Below are 16,838 nucleotides of genomic sequence, written 5' to 3' on the forward strand. Positions count from 1 at the left end.
AAGATATGCGCAGTCATTGAACGCCGTTAAAAGACAAACGTTGTCCAGGTCAAATTCGTTCTCTGCTTCGTGCAATGTTGTTTAGCGCACCGAACCGACCTCTAAAGAGCGATCCAATCGACCAAAACGCTCAAAACAAAAAGAGGCTCACACTGATGCACTACGAGACGAGAACATTGCGCGGTGCAGTTGCGAATGACGTTGCAACATCCGCTTTTTGCCACCCGGCCCCAGTCGGCGACGATAACCCTGCCGGTCGAGGCAACCTATGAAACCGATCGCATTCGGTGGACGCTTTGGATGGCTTCATCCTGGGCAAGGCACACATGGCGTGGTGCTCTGCAGTCCGTTTGGCCATGAAGAGCCGTGGTGCCACAAGGGCATCCGTTACCTCGCCGAAGAGCTGTCCGCGTACGGTATTCCCGCGCTGCGCTTCGACTATCTGGCAACGGGAGACTCCGCGGGCGTCGACGGCAATGCCCATCACTTGGATGCCTTCGTGTCCGATATCGTCGCGGCCGTCAGGCGCCTCAAGGAACAAACCGGCGTGACGAGCGTGACGCTCTGCGGCTTGCGTCTCGGTGCGACCCTGGCAGCACTGGCATCGCGTGAATGCGCGGCCGACTCGCTCGTGCTGCTCGCGCCTGTCACGCGCGGGCGCACCTATCTGCGCGAACTGGCGGCGCTGCGCAAGGTCTGGCTCGACAATCTCGCCCCGCCCTTGCGTGCCACGCAGCGCGACAAGCCGTTCAACGTGCTGGGACAGCTTTACAGCGACAGGCTTTGCAGTGAACTGGACGCGCTCGATCTCTCGGAGACAATGGACGAACATTCTCCGGTTCTCACGCGTGCCCTCGTGCTCGATGCACGCGCCCGCGCAAGCGCCGCGCTGTGTTCGACGCTGCGCGGACGCGGCGTCGCGGTCGAAACGGGCGCGCTGGAAGGCTACCTCGAATATTTGGATGAGACGAAGTCGTCGGTTGTACCGGCTCGCGCGTTTGAACGGGTCGTGCAATGGATCGTGGACGGCGCCCCGGGTACGCGCGTCCACAGCTCGGTGAATAAAGGCGCACGGCCGAGCGTATCCCTCGACGACGAAGCGATCATCGAGACGCCCGAAGCCCGCGAGCGCCCGGTCATCTTCGGCGCCAACGGCCTGTTCGGCATGCTGTGCGAACCGCGCGGCAGGATCGCGTATGGGCCCGTCATGCTCATCACCAACACCGCCGGCAGCGTGCATCACGGCGACAGCCGGCTGTCGGTTCGAATTGCGCGGGAAATGGCCCGGCGCGGCATCCCGTCGATGCGCATCGATGCGCGCGGCATCGGCGACAGTCCTCCGCGTACGGCACAAGGGCCACTCGATCTGGTCCCGAAGATCCATGCATCCACGACCATCGAGGATGTCGCGACGGCCGCCGCCTGGCTCAAGCGCAAGGGCTATCAAACGGTCATCTCGTTCGGGATCTGCTCGGGCGCCTACAGCGCCTTGCGCGCGGCGCTCGTGGAGCCGGCTCTCACGGCCGTCATCGCGGTCAATATTGTGCGTTTTTACATACCCCCACACATGTCGATGGCGGAACTGGAGGAGTTGCAGCGCAACTCGTTGAAGCGTGTCGGGCCTGCGATATTCAAGCCGTCCAAGTGGTGGCTCGTCCTGAGCGGAAAGCGCAAGTTCCGGCCGATCGCGCAGGCCGTCGCTTCGAATTTGATCGCGCGCCTGCATTCGCATAGGCTGGGCGCAACCGGCAACTGTACGGGCGCGGCCGAAGCCGATACGTTGACGCACCCGCATGGCGTCGTTCACGCGCTCGAACGCAAGGGCGTGCGGACTCTCTTCGTCTACGGTTCAGGCGATGAAGGAATGGAACAGCTCAATGCGCATTTCGGCAAGCGCGGGAAGAAGCTGTCGCGCTTTTCGCATGTCAAGGCGGTCGTTTTCGATGAGCTCGATCACGCGCTTTTTGATCCGCGGGCGTCGGCAAAAGTCATTGCGCTGAGCGAGGCGTTCATCAAGGATCTGCATCAGAAGGCGGCGGCGCCCAAGGTCGTCAATCCGGTGTTGGCGGTGCCGCAGCAGCGTTGAGCGAGAAGCCGGGGCTCCGGCTTCCGATGATGGGTCAGGGCAGGCTCGGTCTGCCTTGCCGGGCGTAGGGCTGCGCGGCACGTGCAGTCCTTCCTCGACGTGGCCAGGCAGGTATTGACCGAAAATGGCGCGGAGGCCGCCGCGTGTCAGGCGCGACGGGGCCGATGGTTGTTGACAATAAACAACGTGCCACGCTATGTTCAGGAGACTGACGCTACGCCCTCCATTCTCCACTGCAAACCGCTCATCGATGACCACGCCAACCCCTTCCAGCGCGATTGAATTGTTGCAGCGGCACTCCCTTGCCACGCTAGTCCAGGAAACGCTCGAACAGGGCATCGTCTCCGGGGAATTCGCCCCTGGGGAGAAATTGAACGAAGTCGAAGTTTCCGCTCGACTGAACGTGTCTCGCGGACCATTGCGCGAAGCGTTTCGCGCGCTGGAACAGGCGGGCTTGCTAAAAACCGAAAAAAACCGCGGCGTCACGGTGCGCGCACTGTCGCTGCGCGAGGCAGAAGAAATCTACCAGGTTCGCGCCATGCTGGACGAATCGGTTGCCCGCGCGTTAGCCGAGCAGATGACGCCCGAGACGCTTGCAGTGCTCAAACGCATCATCGCCTCGATGAAAGCGGCGAAGAAAGACCACGACCTCACCCTGTACACGACATTGAACGTTCAGTTGCATGACGCGATGGTCTCCGGCGTCGGCAACCAGCATCTGATCGAAACGTACCGGCATCTCGTCCGCCAGCTTGGCTTGCTCCGTCAGGCCGCCATCGAATCGGAAAAAAGCGCGCTGGCTACGTCCGTGACGGAACACGAGAAAATCGTCAACGCACTCGCGAAAGGCGATGCGGAGCGCGCGGTCGCGCTCGTGCGCGAACACGTTACGCATGGCCTCGCCAGAATGCGGCGCGCCCACGAGCGCTGGGCTGCTTCCGCGAACCGTACCGCCAAAAGCTGAGACAGGCTGAACGGCTGCGTTACGCTTTATCCGACTTGCCCGCGGCGTTGGCCAGCTTGCTGAGCAAGCGATCGACGAGCCACGGCTGTCGGTCCTCGTCTTCCGCGCGCTCCTTGCGGCGAATGGCGCCACGCACGGTAATCGAGCCCACGAAGCGGATCGGTTCGGGTGGGAAATAGCCCAACGGTCCGTTCGTCAAAGGACTGCGTGTCCACTCGTTGTCCAGATCGAGCAACAGCGAAGCCAGGATCTGCCCGCCTATATAGGTCGGTCCAACGCCGTTCCCGGAATAGCCGAATCCGTAGAGCACGTTCGGCGCATTGTCGAACCGGCCGAAAAAAGGGAAGCCGGTGACCGACCGGTCCGACGGGCCATTCCAGCTCGCCGTCACCGGCACGTCGCGCAACGCGGGGAAGAAATCGTGCAGGCTGCGCGTCAGATCGGTTTCATATGGCGAGCGCTGATCGAACACCGGTGCGATCCGGCCGCGCCACGCAAACGTATTGCCACCCTTGCCCAGCATCAGCCGCCCGTCCGGCGTGCTGCGATAGTAGTAGACGAAGATCCGCGAATCGAGCACCGACACGCCATCTTTCAGGCCTATCCGATGCAGCAGTTCGGGGCATTTCTCGGTGACGATCATGTCGCTGGAGACAACTGCTAGCGTGCGTTCGAACTGCCGGAAACGGCTCGCCATCCATGCATTGATGGCGAGCACGAGTTTCGACGCAATCACACTGCCGGCCGGCGTGCGCACCGTCACGCGTTCGCCGGCAGTAAACTCCAGCATCGGCGTGCGTTCGTAAATGCGAATGCCCATTTCGATCGCCACGCGCCGCAATCCGCGCACGAGCTTGCCCGGATGAACCGTCGCCGCGACCGGCGAATACACGCCACCGAGATTGCGCGCCGAACCCGAACGGCTCGCTACTTCATCCGGTGACAGATGTTGATACGAATTGATGCCGCGCTCGCTCAATGCGGCGATCACCGGATCGAGCACGCCGAGTTGGGCACGCGAGGTCGCCGTATAGAGCGTGCCGTCGAGGCGCAATTCCGCATCTACGGCGTGCTCCACACAGAAGTCGCGAATCCGCCCGACAGCCGCTTCGGACGCTTTCACCAGCCGAACCGCTTCGGCTTCGCCAAACAGCCGCCGCAGCGTGAAAAACTTCGTCGACCACGTCAGCAGGCAGCCACCGTTGCGGCCGCTCGCACCCGCACCGCACAGATCGCTTTCGATGATCACGATGTCGAGTTCGGGCTTTTTCTGCTTGGCCTGGATGGCGGTCCACAAACCGGTGAAGCCGCCGCCGACAATGCAAACATCGGCAGTCGTCGCGCCCTGCAGCGCGGGCGCCAATGATCCATCGGCAAAGAGTGCTTGTTCAATCCAGAACGGACGCATAAATGGCTCGCCTTGATATAACGGTTTAGCTCTGGTCGGAGGAAGCAAGGTTTCCTACCTGTTCGACCGGGAAGAAACGTTTACGCGGGCCTGTTCAGGCCGCCGCTTTCGCCAATATCCGCGTGATCCCCATTGCCTTCAGCGTGTCGGCGATCGCGGCAACCGCGCCGGGAATGCCGGATTCGCCGAAGTGGCCGATACAGCCGACGCGGAATGTTTCCGACTGGGTCAGCTTGCCCGGATAGAGGATGTAGCCGCGCTTTTTCACTTCCGTATAGAAGGTCTTGAAGTCGTAGTTGGGATCGTCAGGTGCATGGAACGTGACGATGATCGGCGCCTGAATCGACGGATCGAGAAAGGTCCGGAAACCGAGCGCAGCCATGCCTTCGATCAACGCCCGGCAATTGCTTGTATAACGCGCGCCGCGCGCTTCCAGTCCGCCCTCTTCCATGTATTGCGCGATCGCCTCGTCGAGTGCCGCGACGACATGCGTGGGCGGCGTGAAGCGCCACTGCGTCGTGCGGTTCATGTAGGCCCACTGATCGTAGAGATCCATCGCGAGCGACGGGCTGTTTCCCTCACAACGTTCCAGCACACTGCGGCGAATGATCACGAAGCCCATGCCGGGTACGCCCTCCAGACATTTACCGGAGGCGGCCACAACGGCATCGAAGGGCGTTCGGCGCGCGTCGATGTCGATTGCGCCGAACGAACTCATTGCGTCGACGATCAGACTGCGTCCGTGCTTCGCGACAACCTCGGCGATCTCATGCAACGGATTGAGCACTCCGGCGCCGGTTTCGCAATGCACGAGTGCGACGTGCGTGATGGCCGGATCGGCCGCGAGTGCGCGATCGACGTCAGCCGCTTTGATCTGCGTGTCTTCAGGGTAGTCGATGGTCTGGTGACGGCGACCGAGCGCACGGCAAATCTTCGCGATACGTTGGCAATACGCGCCGTTGTTCGGCACGAGTACGTATCCGTCGCGCGGCACCAGCGTGCCGATCGCGGCTTCCACGGAGAACGTGCCGCTGCCCTGCAAAGGCACGCATTCATGCGTCCCTTCGCCGTGCACGATGCGCAGCGTCTGTTGACGGATACGCGCGGTAATCTGATTGAAGTCGCCGTCCCACGAACCCCAGTCGCGCAGCATCGCCTGACGCGTGCGGTCGGAAGTCGTGAGCGGACCGGGAGTGAGCAGAATGGGTGCGGAGGACAGATTCACAGTAACTCCTTATCGATCTTTGATGAACGCGCGTTTCAGCCACGGCGCGACGTGCGCCATGCCTGGGTTCTGCGCATTACGCCATGCGACACGCCGGCAAACAGCAAACACGCGAACGCCGCCGTCACGAGGACGAGCGTGGCCATCGCTGCGGCCGGGCCGATTTGTCCGGCGTCGTCGAGATTGAGAATGGCGACCGAGGCCGGCTGCGTATCGGGTGAATAAAGAAACGCAACCGCGGACACCGTGGTCATGCCGTTGACGAACAGATAGCGTGCAATCTGCAGGATCGACGGCAGGCAAACCGGCACGGTCACCCGCAAAAACGTCTTATAGAAAGGCACTTTCAGCGAAGCCGAGACCGCTTCGAATTCGTTGTCGATCTGACGAAGCGCGGTAACCGCCGTCAGATGGCTCGACGAGTAGTAGTGCACGACCGTGACGATCGCCAGCAGCGCGAGCGTCCCATAGAGGCCGTTCAAAGGATTGGCGGGCGAGTTGAACAGAAAGATGTAGCTGATGCCGAGCACGAGACCCGGCACGCCCATCGGCAGAATCGCGCACAGATTAATGAAGCCGCGCAACCAGCGTGGCCCCCGCGTCTTCTCGACGAGATACGCGCCGCCGAACACGATGATGGTCCCACCGATCGCCACGCACGCCGCCATTTTCAGGCTGTTCTTATAGGCGTCGAAGATCCCGGCGCCAATCAGCCCCATCTTGTAGTGCTGCAAGCCGAGGCTCATCTGATACGGCCAGAACTTCACGAACGAGGCGAACACGGAAATGCCGACCACGGCCAACAGCAGCGTGCAGACGATCGCGCAATAGCTGAGCATCGCCATGTCGAAACCCCGCGCCGGCTTCGGTTGATAAGGCGTGGAGCGCGCGCCGAGCTGCGATTGCTGTTTGCGGCGAATGAAGAAGTCGACGGCGAATGCAACCAGGGCCGGACAGAGCAGCAGCAGACTGACCACCGCGCTTCGGTTGAAGTCTTGCAAGCCGATGATGAGCTTGTAGATATCGGTGGAGAGCACGGAGTAGGGTCCGCCGATCACCACCGGCACGCCGAAGTCGTTGATGCAGATCGTGAACGACACCATCGTCGCACTGATCAGACCATACTTCGCGCCAGGCAGCGTGATGGTGAAGAACTTGCGCGCGCGGCGCGTGCCCATCGCGTCGGCCGCTTCATATAAGCGTCCGTCGGACAGCGACAGCGCGGTCACGAGAATCATCAGCACATGCGGAAACGCAGCGTAAACCAGGCTGCATACGATGCCCGGCAGTCCATAGATGGAATGTCCGTGCAGCAGCGGCTTCAGGATGCCCGAGTTGCCGAACCAGTAGATGAACGACACGGCTGACAGCAACGTCGGCGCGAGCAATGGAAGCAGCGCGACTGTGCGGACGGCGTTTTTCATCGGCATGCACGAACGGGTCAGTGCGTACGCGAATGTAAACGCCATCGGAATCACAATGGCGGTCACGAGGCAAGCGACCGTCACTGAATGCAACGTCGACATCCACACGCCCGAATCCACCAGATAGCCGGTGAAATTCGCCAGCCCGACAAAGCGGCCGTCCGCATCGACAAAACATTTGCCAATGACCAACGCCAGCGGCACGAGCAGAAACATGCCGAGAAACGCCGACATCAGCACGAGTGCCAATTGCGCGACGCGATCATGCCAATGGCTCTTCTGACGTACTTCGGCGTGCCCGTCGTCGCCACTGCGATGCTCGATCAGAACGGCGCTCATTGCAGTCGCTCCTTCGCGGCGGAGAAGACGCACACGTGTTCGCGGTTGATGGCCAGATGGAAGCGCGACCCGGCCTGCAGACGAGTACGATGCATTTCGTGAAACGACAGATCAGCGACAATCTCCTGGTCGCCGAGGCCGTCCACCTTGAAGCTGACCCGGCAGAACGCGCCGAGGAATTCCAGTTTCTCGACGGAGGCGGACAGCACGTTGTCCGCCTCACTGTCGGGCGCACTGAGATGGATGTCTTCCGGGCGCACGAACGCCGAGACTGGCGAACCCAGGACTGCACGCTCCGTTCCGCATCCATAGCGCAGTGCGATCGAGCCGGCCTTGAGGCTGCCGTCGTGCGTCACCTCGGCGGGAATCAGATTGACCTTGCCGATGAAGTCGGCAACGAACGGCGACGCCGGCTCGCGATAGATTTCGTGCGGCGTGCCGATCTGCTCGATCACACCTTGATTCATCACGACGATCCGATCTGCCATGGACAGCGCTTCTTCCTGATCGTGCGTGACCATGATCGTCGTCACGCCGAGGCGCTGCTGCAACTGGCGGATTTCCTGCCGCAACCGCACGCGCACCCGGGCATCCAGAGCCGACAGCGGTTCATCGAGCAACAACAGTCCCGGCGATGTGGCAAGCGCGCGCGCGAGCGCGATACGTTGCTGCTGCCCGCCGGACAACTGGTTTGGATGCTTGCGCTGAGCGTCCGGCAGGCCCACTAATGCGAGCAATTCGTTCACGCGATCGGCGATTGCGGCACGCTTCATCTTTCGATTCACGAGGCCATAGGCCACGTTGTCGAAGATGGTCAGATTCGGGAACAGCGCGTACGACTGGAAAACGATGCCGTAGTCACGAAGCTGCGGCGGCAAACGCGAGATATCGCGGCCGTCCTGCATGATCTGGCCGGCACTCTGTGTCTCCAGTCCGGCAATGATGCGCAGTAAAGTTGTCTTGCCACATCCCGACGGTCCGAGAAAACAGAGCATCTCGCCCTTCTTCACGCCAAGATTGATGTCCTCCAGAACCGGCGTGTCGTTAAACCGCTTATAGACTCGCTGCACGCTCAAATACGCTGTCATCTGCTCCTCCGCTTCCGCTTGCCTGCTCGCTCGCATGGCGGCGACGCACCACCGTGCGCTGCGTCACCGCATCGTTCGGGGCGCACGGTTCGCGCGCCTCGGCATTCCTCAAGATCCGGCTCAACCTGGCCTTACTTCTGTTCCTTGCTGCCGTAGCGCTTTTGCCAGTCGCCTAGAATGGCGTCGCGGTTCTTCGCGGACCAGGTGAAATCGTTCTTCACGAGCAGTTCCGAATAGTTGTCGGGGATGCCCGAAAGTTTCTTCGCGACACCGGGGTACGCCACGATCGCCCACCACTGCGCGGTGATTTCATTCGCCTGTTTGCTGGCCATGAAGTCCGCGAGCTTTCGTGCCGCTTCCGGCTGCTTCGTTGTTTTCATGATGCCGGTGGCTTCCATGTCCCAGCCAAGCCCTTCTTTGGGAAAGATCAGATCGATGGGCGCGCCTTGCGCCTGCAATTCGTGACCGCGGAATTCGAATGAGATGCCGATGGGGAATTCGCCGGTTCCGGCCAGCGTGCAGGGCTTCGAACCCGAGTGCACGTATTGCGCGACGTTCTTGTCGAGCGCGTCCATGTATTTCCAACCCTTGTCGTCGCCGAACGTTTGCAGCCACGACGTCACATCCAGATAGCCGGTGCCGGACGACACCGGGCTCGGCATCACGATCATGCCCTTGTAGACCGGCTTGGTCAGGTCTTCCCATGAGGTCGGCTTAGGCAGGTGGCGTTTCTCCGCTTCGACGCGGTTGTAGCAGACCGTCGCGCCCCACACGTCCATGCCGACCCAGTGCGGCGGCGTGTTGGCATCGCTGTACTTGCGCGTCAGACTGTCGAAGCCTTTCGGCGCGTAGGGCATCAGCATGCCCTGCAGATCGAGAAGTGTGAGGCTCGACGCAGCCAGCCCGAGTACCACGTCGGCATGCGGATTGTTTTTTTCCGCGAGCAGTTTGGCAGTGACCGCGCCCGTCGAATCGCGTACCCAGCGGATTTCGATATCCGGATTGGCTTTTTCGAAGGCGTCCTTGTACGGCTTCATGGCTTCGTCCTCAAGCGCCGTATAGACGAGCAACTGCGTTTTCGCATGTGCGGCCTGCGCTGCGCCCAGCGTCATGGTGGCAGCCACAAGACAACGCAGCGCCACGTTCAAACGACTACTGCGACTGGTCAACCCCTGCTTTTCCTTCATTTCCAGACCCCTTGAGAAAGTGGCGTCGCGGCCAGCGACGAAAACGACCGGTGCTACGGGACCACTGCTTGTTGCAACCTTCCTGACGACTGCTTTTGGGAGAAATCTGAATGTTGTCTGTTGTTGACAATCTACAAAGCATCAATTTTAATGTCAAGTATTGCCACACTTTGCCACATAATGCCCCATCAACAACACCCGACTTACCCCTAGCCGAAAGGACACGTCATGAGCGAAACACCGGTTTCCATCGAAGTGAACGGCCGCAGCTACAACTGGATGCATCGACCCGTGGTCGTGGTCTGTGTAGACGGCTGCGCGTATGAATATCTGGAGATGGCGGCGGCGGCAGGCGTCGCACCGTTTCTTGGCAAGCTGCTGCGTCCGGGTACTGCCCTCAAGGGCGAATGCGTGGTGCCGAGCTTCACGAACCCGAACAATCTGTCGATCGTCACGGGCGTGCCGCCCGCTGTGCACGGCATCAGCGGCAACTACTTCTTTGATCGCGACAGCGGCACCGAGGTGCTGATGAACGACCCCAAGTACCTGATCGCGCCTACGGTGCTCGCCGGATTTGCTGAGCGGGGCGCCAAGGTGGCCGTGGTCACGGCAAAGGACAAACTGCGCCGACTGCTCGGCAAAGGCCTGAAGGGGGTGTGCTTCTCGGCCGAGAAAGCCGACGAAGCGACGCTCGAGGAGAACGGCATCGACGGCCTGCTCGAGCTGGTCGGCAAGCCGGTGCCGAGCGTGTACAGCGCCGACCTGTCCGAGTTCGTATTCGCGGCCGGTGTGCGGCTGCTCGAAACCCGTGAAGTCGACCTGATGTATCTGTCGACCACCGATTACGTCCAGCACAAGTGTGCGCCGGGCACGCCCGGCGCGAACGCATTCTATCAAATGATGGACGGCTATCTGCAGCGGCTCGACGAGTTGGGTGCGATTGTCGCGATCACCGCCGATCACGGGATGAACGCGAAGCACAACGACGACGGCGAACCCAACGTGATCTATCTGCAGGAGCGCTTCGACCAGTGGCTCGGCGAGGACGCCGCCCGCGTGATCCTGCCGATCACCGATCCCTACGTCGTGCATCACGGCGCGCTTGGATCGTTCGCGACCGTCTACCTTCCCGCTTCTGCCGACCTCGAAGAAATGCGCCGCAAGCTGGCCGCGGTGCCCGGCATCGAACTGGTGTTGACGGGCGCTGAAGGCTGCGCGCGTTTCGAACTTCCGCCAGCGCGCATGGGCGACCTGATCGTGATCTCAACGCGTGATGTGGTGCTCGGCACGCGGCGCATCAAGCACGATCTGTCCGGTCTCGATGTGCCGCTGCGTTCGCATGGCGGCCTCGCCGAGCAGATCGTCCCGCTCCTGTTCAATCAGCCGGTCGCGAAATCGGTCGGCGAGCGGGCACGGCTGCGCAACTTCGACATCATCGACATCGCACTCAATCACCTTCAATGAACGGGGATCGAACATGAACGCTGTTGTGGACACCAAGGCTCAATCGCAAGCGCGTCACGAAGCACTGCGTATCGGCGGCGAAAAAATCTTTCGCGACGAAGTGATCGAAGTGCGCAACCCATACGACGGCACACTCGTCGGCACGGTTCCGAAAGCGACACTCGACGACGTGCGCCGCGCGTTCGAATTCGCGCGTGCATATCGTCCGGCATTGACCCGCTACGAACGCGGCGCGATCCTGCGGCGCGCCGCCGACGCAGTGCGTGCGCGCACGGAAGAAATCGCCGCGCTCATCACGGCGGAAGCGGGCTTGTGCAAGAAGGACTCGATCTACGAAGCCGGCCGCGTCGCGGACGTGCTGGTTTTCGGCGCCGGCGAGGTACTGAAAGACGACGGCCAGATCTTTTCGTGCGATCTCACGCCTCACGGCAAGAAACGGCGCGTCTACACGCAACGGGATCCGCTACTCGGTGTGATTTCCGCTATTACGCCGTTCAATCACCCGATGAACCAGGTCGCGCACAAGATCGTGCCGTCGATTGCGACGAACAATCGTATCGTCGTGAAACCGTCGGAGAAAGTCCCGCTGTCATGTTATCTGCTCGCCGACATTCTCTATGAAGCAGGCTTGCCGGTGCAGATGCTGCAAGTGCTGACCGGCGATCCGCGCGTGATCGCCGACGAATTGATTACGAACCCGGCCATCGATCTCATCACGTTCACCGGCGGCGTCTCGATCGGCAAATCCATTGCTTCGCGGATGGGCTACCGCCGCGCGGTGCTCGAACTCGGCGGCAACGACCCGATCATCGTGATGGAAGACGCCGATCTCGACGAAGCCAGTTCACTCGCCGTATCGGGCTCTTATAAGAATTCGGGCCAACGATGCACGGCCATCAAGCGCATGCTGGTGCACGAGTCGGTTGCCGATCGCTTTACCGACCTGGTCGTGGACAAGACCCGTGCGTGGAAATATGGCAATCCCGCGGATAGTTCGGTGGAGATGGGAACGGTTATCGACGAGGCGGCCGCGCAGTTCTGCGAACGCCAGGTCAACGATGCTTTGTCGCGCGGTGCCCGTCTGCTTGCGGGTAACCATCGCGAGGGCGCGCTTTATTCGCCGACCGTCGTCGATCGCGTCACGCCCGACATGCCGCTCGTCAAACACGAGACGTTCGGCCCCGTGTCGCCGATCATGCGCTTTTCCAACATCGACGAAGCGATCCGCATGTCCAACTGCACCGACTACGCGTTGTCGTCGTCGATCTGCACGAACCGCTTCGATTACATTACGCGCTTCATCACGGAACTGGAAGTGGGCAGCGTGAACGTGCGCGAAGTGCCGGGCTACCGGCTCGAGCTCACGCCGTTCGGCGGCATAAAGGACTCGGGGCTCGGCTACAAGGAAGGCGTGCAGGAGGCCATGAAGAGTTTTACCAACACGAAGACCTACTCGCTGCCATGGTGAGTGCGAGGCGCTAATACGCCTCTCGCGACGAATTGTCTCTGACCGCTGAGGACCAGGCATAGCGGTAGCTGCGGGCAGGGACATTCGTCGATTCTGTGGCGGGAAATAGGCGGTAGATGCAATTTCAGCCTCTGCGACTACAGTTCTGTCCGCAGCACGGAAACTGAGCATCCGTTCGCGCTGCCCTCGCGGAGCTTCGCTTCCTGATGGCATTCGATTATTTGAATTATCCGGGGACGGTTCAAACGGTACCATCTTCGCTGTTCAAGTAGCCTGAGTGGTCAGATGCCAACCACGAATCGCGTTGCGTCCGATCCCAATCGCAAGCGCAATCATGCCCGTCTAACCTTCTGCATCAAAAAGTCGACCAGATCCTGCTGGACAGTGTCGAGCACGTCGCCTGCGCCGATCAAACTTTGGAGCGGTCGTGGGTGCCTTGACTGCAGATGAATTGGATTTGGGCATTCACTCATTCCTCGGCATGGGATTGAGCCATCCGGTGGGTGCTATCTGTTCAAAATGGATTCAATCAAGGGGAGACCATACAACAGGATTGGCACGATCTCTATCGACGGCCGGACAAGGAACGGCTGAGAGCGCCGCGCCGCGATTCTGGCATGCGTTGACCATTGCGTTGAGTCCGCCATTGCCGTCGGCGGCGCTCGCGATCAACGGCTGCCGGGCCGCCTGCACCGTTACGAAATCGCGCGCGGTGGTTGGAATCATATGGACTCGACCCGATTCCAGTGGGAACGGAATGATCAGGACCGCGCAGCGCGACTCCAGTTCTGAGCTACGTTCACGCGCGGCTTGCAAACCTCGCGTGGCAAACGCAAGACGCGATCTAACGTCCCGCCGATGACAGCTCGATGCGCTTGCGCTGCAGGAATCGGCGCACGGAAGGATCGCGCTCGAGTCCGATCGCGAGATCGTACGCGCCGAGCGCTTCAGCCGTCGCGCCGGCACGCGCGAGCAGATCGGCGCGCGCGGCCCAGTACGGCTGATAGTCGGCTAGCCGTGGATCGTCCGCATACGGCTCGAGCGCATCGAGCGCCGCCTGCGGGCCGTACCGTTCCGCCAGCGCGAGCGCGCGGTTCACCGCGACCACCGGCGACGCTGCAATCGCGAACAGCGCATCGTAGAGTTGCACGATCTCGTCCCAGTTCGGGCGATGCGTGCGGCAGCGGTGCACATGCGCCGACTGCAGCGCAGCCTCGAGCTGGAAGCGTCCGATTGCGTTGAATGCGCTTGCGCGCCGCAGCAATGCGTCGGCTGCGTCGATCATCGGCGCGTCCCATGTCGCCGGATCCTGAGCCGACAGCGGCACATAGTCGCCGGCCGCATCGCGTCGCGCGTCGCAACGCGCCTGCGCATACAGCATCAGCGCGAGCAGACCCAGCGTCTCTGGCTCCTCGGGCAGCAGTTCGACGAGCAGGTGTGCAAGAAACAGCGCCTCGCCGGTGAGATCGCGCCGCTCTGTATCGTGGCCGACCGGGTCGGTCCACCCTTCCGCATACGTCGCATAGACCGCTTCCAGCACTGCGGCGAGCCGGCCCGGCAACTCCTCGCGCTCGGGCACGCTGAACGGAATGCCCGCCGCGCGGATCTTGTTCTTCGCCCGCACGAGGCGCTTGCTCATCGCGGCGGGCGACATCAGGAACGCGGAAGCAATCGTCTTCGCTTCGAGCCCCAGCACCACCTGCAGCATCAGCGGCGTACGAATCGCGGCCTCGAGCGCCGGGTGCGTGCACGCGAACAGCAGCGCAAGCCGCCGATCGGGCAACGCGCCTGCTTCACGCTCGTCGATCTCGTCGGCGAGGATCGTGAGCTGGTTCGTCACTTCGTCGCCGACGCGGCGATGGCGCGCGCCGTCGATCGCCCGGCGGCGCGCGACCGTCATCAGCCACGCTTCAGGATTCGCGGGGCAGCCGCGCGCCGGCCAGTCAGCGAGCGCGGCCGCAAACGCGTCGGCCAGCGCATCCTCGGCAGCGGCGACATCGCGCGTGCGCATTGCCAACAGCGCGACGAGCTTGCCGTAACTGCGGCGGGCGACCGCCTCGGCAATCGAACGCGCGGCGCCGTCAGCGTTCACGGCCGCAGCCATACCGACTTATGCAGCAGATGGCGCATCGTACGGGGCAGTCCAGACCGGGCGCACTTCCAGGAGGCCGTGCGCCGCGCCGGGGCAACGCGACGCCCACGCGATCGCCGCGTCCAGGTTGGGCACGTCGATCAGGTAGTAGCCGGCAAGCTGCTCCTTCGAATCGGAGAACGGTCCGTCAAGTACCTGTGGCTTGCCGTCGACGAGCCGCACCGTGGTCGCCGTGTTCGTGTGCTGCAGCCGGTTGGCGCCCACCAGAACGTCGGCTTTTTTCAACGATTCGGTGTACGCCTGATACGCGGCGACGCCTTGCTGCCGCTCGCTGTCGCTCATCTGGTTCCAGCCGTTTTCTTCTGAATAGATCATTAACAGGTATTGCATATGAGCCTCCGTCATGGGGTTGAGGCGGATGAATTACATCGGACCGCCATCACAATGACGCGCGGGCCGCTTGCTGACGGACAGGCCGCCGCGAAAAAATCGCGGACGGCGCACGTGCATTGTTCGTTCGGCTCCGTCGAGACCCTGGGCGCGGTCACTTCGGGCGAGGCCGCCATCCCCTCGATGCGGCTATCAGTTTCACCGCACCATTACAGACCACATTAAAGCCCCGTTCCCGCAGGTATCGCAACAATCTTTGCGAGGATATCTGGCTTCCGACTGTCCCCGTCTCGATGCTCACCATAGCCGGGACTCGGCCCTCAAGACACGATCAGATCGAGCGCAGAGCGCAATGAAAACGCGCTGGCCGTCAGAAAAGCCGACCGGGCACGGACAGTTCAGCGCCGTGCGGCCCCGCGATCACGACCCGCGAGTAGTTACCCTACAGGCTGTCAAATCTCTTGAATCGTGAATTTGACGTCATAAATCCGCTCCCACTGAGCCGTCATTTTTGCTGGCGGCTCTACGGCAACGTTGCAGTGCCACACATGGAAGGTCATGCAGCCCCCGAACTCGCGTCCAACGCAAGTTCGGGGGCTTTTTGCTTTTGGGAGAAGAAATGGTGACGCTGCAGTACCACTCCGCGGAACGTGGTCTCGATGGGCTCGTCATCGCATGCGTTCAGCATGGAACCTCATGTCGGCAGAAAGCGCCACAACGTGGCGCAATGTGTCCGCCACATCGAAGCCGCAGCGCACCACGGCGCGTCGCTGGTGGTGTTGCCAGAACTGGCCGACACGGGCTACGTGTTCAAGGATCGCGACGAAGTCTTCGCGCTGGCCGAACCGATTCCGGACGGCGAAACCGCGCGGCTGCTCGCCGAAACCGCAAAGCGTCTTGGTATTCATATCGTCGCCGGATCTACGCACGCCGCGTGTCCTGGCGATTCATCCGCCGGGAGACGAGCGCAATGTTCTGGAAGAGCAGTTGCGCCGTATCGGCCGTCCGGTGCGCGTGCTCTGGCCGTTTCCGTCACAACTGCCCACCGATGTCAACGCGATTTACCGTGAGCGAGATCGCGACGTTGATGATCGCTGGGCATGAGGCAATGGAAAAACTGGGCCTTGCCAAGAGATCGAAGCCATAAGTGATAAGCGATGCGTAGTAAAACTAATCAGCCTCGCGCAGCGCATGGAGATTGTCCAGCGCTTCGACGAGGCAGGCGGCAAATGCATGGCAGGTTCCGTTGATCGGATCGGATTCGAGGGATGCTATCCCGGTCTCGAAGCTAGTCGTCGGCACGAATGGGCTCATGACGAACTGCTCTGCGTCGCAGCATTGCGCGATCAACCGGTTGACGATCGCCGCGCCGACCCCACGTGCCACCATCGCGCACGCCACGCTCACCGATTCGCTTTTGAACCGTCGCTTCACTGAAAAGCCGGACAGCCGCGTCGGCAGTCGCACGAACGCCAGATCGACCTCGCGGCTCAGCAATGCGCGCTCTGGAGCGTCGTAGGTACTCGAAAACCCTTCCAATACCGCGTCGCGATGCGTTTCGTAGAAATGCTGCATGACAGCGGGCAGCAGGAACTGGGCAAAGGTATTCGGAACCACGATGCGCACGAGCTTGCCCTGAGTGCCGGCCAGTCGCAGTTGCTGGGCATGCCGTTCCAGGCAACGCGCCGGCCGCTCGCGTGCAA

13 protein-coding genes and 1 pseudogene are annotated in these 16,838 nt (G+C 61.6%); 6 read left to right on the forward strand and 8 right to left on the reverse strand.

Features of this window, described 5'->3' with window-relative positions; all coding sequences use genetic code 11:
• The first annotated feature begins 268 nt into the window (after positions 1-268).
• Both HF916_RS25995 and HF916_RS26000 read left to right on the forward strand, forming a co-directional pair.
• Positions 269-2,086, forward strand: a complete 1,818-nt coding sequence (locus HF916_RS25995; RefSeq protein ID WP_168791620.1) for a serine aminopeptidase domain-containing protein — start codon at positions 269-271, stop codon at positions 2,084-2,086.
• Between the two features lie 250 nt (positions 2,087-2,336).
• Positions 2,337-3,050: a phosphonate utilization associated transcriptional regulator gene (locus HF916_RS26000; protein ID WP_168791621.1), complete on the forward strand. Its 714-nt coding sequence runs from the start codon at positions 2,337-2,339 to the stop codon at positions 3,048-3,050.
• Positions 3,051-3,069: 19 nt separating this feature from the next.
• Here the strand turns inward: HF916_RS26000 and HF916_RS26005 are convergent, their stop codons facing one another.
• From HF916_RS26005 to HF916_RS26025, 5 genes are all read right to left on the reverse strand, one after another.
• Positions 3,070-4,458 (reverse strand): FAD-dependent oxidoreductase, encoded by a 1,389-nt coding sequence (locus HF916_RS26005; protein WP_168791622.1) that lies wholly within the window; start codon positions 4,456-4,458, stop codon positions 3,070-3,072.
• A gap of 94 nt (positions 4,459-4,552) precedes the next feature.
• Positions 4,553-5,683, reverse strand: coding sequence for a 2-aminoethylphosphonate--pyruvate transaminase (locus HF916_RS26010; protein ID WP_168791623.1), 1,131 nt, complete (start codon positions 5,681-5,683; stop codon positions 4,553-4,555).
• A gap of 35 nt (positions 5,684-5,718) precedes the next feature.
• On the reverse strand, positions 5,719-7,446 hold the full coding sequence (locus HF916_RS26015) for a putative 2-aminoethylphosphonate ABC transporter permease subunit (protein WP_168791624.1): 1,728 nt from the start codon (positions 7,444-7,446) through the stop codon (positions 5,719-5,721).
• The gene (locus HF916_RS26020) at positions 7,443-8,534 is read right to left on the reverse strand and encodes a putative 2-aminoethylphosphonate ABC transporter ATP-binding protein (RefSeq protein ID WP_168791625.1); all 1,092 of its coding nucleotides are present in this window, start codon (positions 8,532-8,534) and stop codon (positions 7,443-7,445) included. Before HF916_RS26020 ends, HF916_RS26015 begins: the two co-directional genes overlap by 4 nt.
• A gap of 131 nt (positions 8,535-8,665) precedes the next feature.
• A complete protein-coding gene (locus HF916_RS26025) occupies positions 8,666-9,646 on the reverse strand; it encodes a putative 2-aminoethylphosphonate ABC transporter substrate-binding protein (protein WP_206001951.1) in 981 nt (326 codons plus the stop codon).
• A gap of 303 nt (positions 9,647-9,949) precedes the next feature.
• On the opposite strand from HF916_RS26025, the gene phnA reads away from it, so the two are divergent.
• Together phnA and phnY are read left to right on the forward strand one after the other, a co-directional pair.
• Complete coding sequence (phnA, locus tag HF916_RS26030; RefSeq protein ID WP_168791627.1) at positions 9,950-11,185, forward strand: phosphonoacetate hydrolase; 1,236 nt, start codon at positions 9,950-9,952, stop codon at positions 11,183-11,185.
• 13 nt (positions 11,186-11,198) lie between these two features.
• Positions 11,199-12,653: a phosphonoacetaldehyde dehydrogenase gene (phnY, locus tag HF916_RS26035; protein ID WP_168791628.1), complete on the forward strand. Its 1,455-nt coding sequence runs from the start codon at positions 11,199-11,201 to the stop codon at positions 12,651-12,653.
• A gap of 844 nt (positions 12,654-13,497) precedes the next feature.
• Here phnY and HF916_RS26040 read toward each other — a convergent pair.
• A complete protein-coding gene (locus HF916_RS26040) occupies positions 13,498-14,757 on the reverse strand; it encodes an RNA polymerase sigma factor (protein ID WP_168791629.1) in 1,260 nt (419 codons plus the stop codon).
• 6 nt (positions 14,758-14,763) lie between these two features.
• Entirely contained in the window at positions 14,764-15,135 is a 372-nt protein-coding gene (locus HF916_RS26045) for a YciI family protein (RefSeq protein ID WP_168791630.1), read from the reverse strand.
• Positions 15,136-15,821: 686 nt separating this feature from the next.
• On the opposite strand from HF916_RS26045, the pseudogene HF916_RS51030 reads away from it, so the two are divergent.
• Both HF916_RS51030 and HF916_RS51740 read left to right on the forward strand, forming a co-directional pair.
• Positions 15,822-16,010, forward strand: a pseudogene (locus tag HF916_RS51030) (nitrilase-related carbon-nitrogen hydrolase); the annotation flags it as partial.
• A gap of 112 nt (positions 16,011-16,122) precedes the next feature.
• The gene (locus HF916_RS51740; protein WP_346777723.1) at positions 16,123-16,239 is read left to right on the forward strand and encodes a hypothetical protein; all 117 of its coding nucleotides are present in this window, start codon (positions 16,123-16,125) and stop codon (positions 16,237-16,239) included.
• 66 nt (positions 16,240-16,305) lie between these two features.
• On the opposite strand, the gene HF916_RS26055 is transcribed toward HF916_RS51740, so the two are convergent.
• Positions 16,306-16,761, reverse strand: a complete 456-nt coding sequence (locus HF916_RS26055) for a LysR substrate-binding domain-containing protein (RefSeq protein WP_240975502.1) — start codon at positions 16,759-16,761, stop codon at positions 16,306-16,308.
• Between the last annotated feature and the right edge of the window lie 77 nt (positions 16,762-16,838).

Origin of the sequence: Paraburkholderia aromaticivorans (assembly GCF_012689525.1) — a bacterium.
Taxonomy (GTDB): Bacteria; Pseudomonadota; Gammaproteobacteria; order Burkholderiales; family Burkholderiaceae; genus Paraburkholderia; species Paraburkholderia aromaticivorans_A.

Coding starts and splice junctions, on each gene's coding strand:
- HF916_RS25995 (WP_168791620.1), top strand. CDS start 269: ATGAAACCGATCGCATTCGGTGGACGCTTTGGATGGCTTCATCCTGGG.
- HF916_RS26005 (WP_168791622.1), bottom strand. CDS start 4,458: ATGCGTCCGTTCTGGATTGAACAAGCACTCTTTGCCGATGGATCATTG.
- HF916_RS26025 (WP_206001951.1), bottom strand. CDS start 9,646: ATGACGCTGGGCGCAGCGCAGGCCGCACATGCGAAAACGCAGTTGCTC.
- HF916_RS26040 (WP_168791629.1), bottom strand. CDS start 14,757: ATGGCTGCGGCCGTGAACGCTGACGGCGCCGCGCGTTCGATTGCCGAG.
- phnA (WP_168791627.1), top strand. CDS start 9,950: ATGAGCGAAACACCGGTTTCCATCGAAGTGAACGGCCGCAGCTACAAC.
- HF916_RS26000 (WP_168791621.1), top strand. CDS start 2,337: ATGACCACGCCAACCCCTTCCAGCGCGATTGAATTGTTGCAGCGGCAC.
- HF916_RS26020 (WP_168791625.1), bottom strand. CDS start 8,534: ATGACAGCGTATTTGAGCGTGCAGCGAGTCTATAAGCGGTTTAACGAC.
- HF916_RS26045 (WP_168791630.1), bottom strand. CDS start 15,135: ATGCAATACCTGTTAATGATCTATTCAGAAGAAAACGGCTGGAACCAG.
- phnY (WP_168791628.1), top strand. CDS start 11,199: ATGAACGCTGTTGTGGACACCAAGGCTCAATCGCAAGCGCGTCACGAA.
- HF916_RS26015 (WP_168791624.1), bottom strand. CDS start 7,446: ATGAGCGCCGTTCTGATCGAGCATCGCAGTGGCGACGACGGGCACGCC.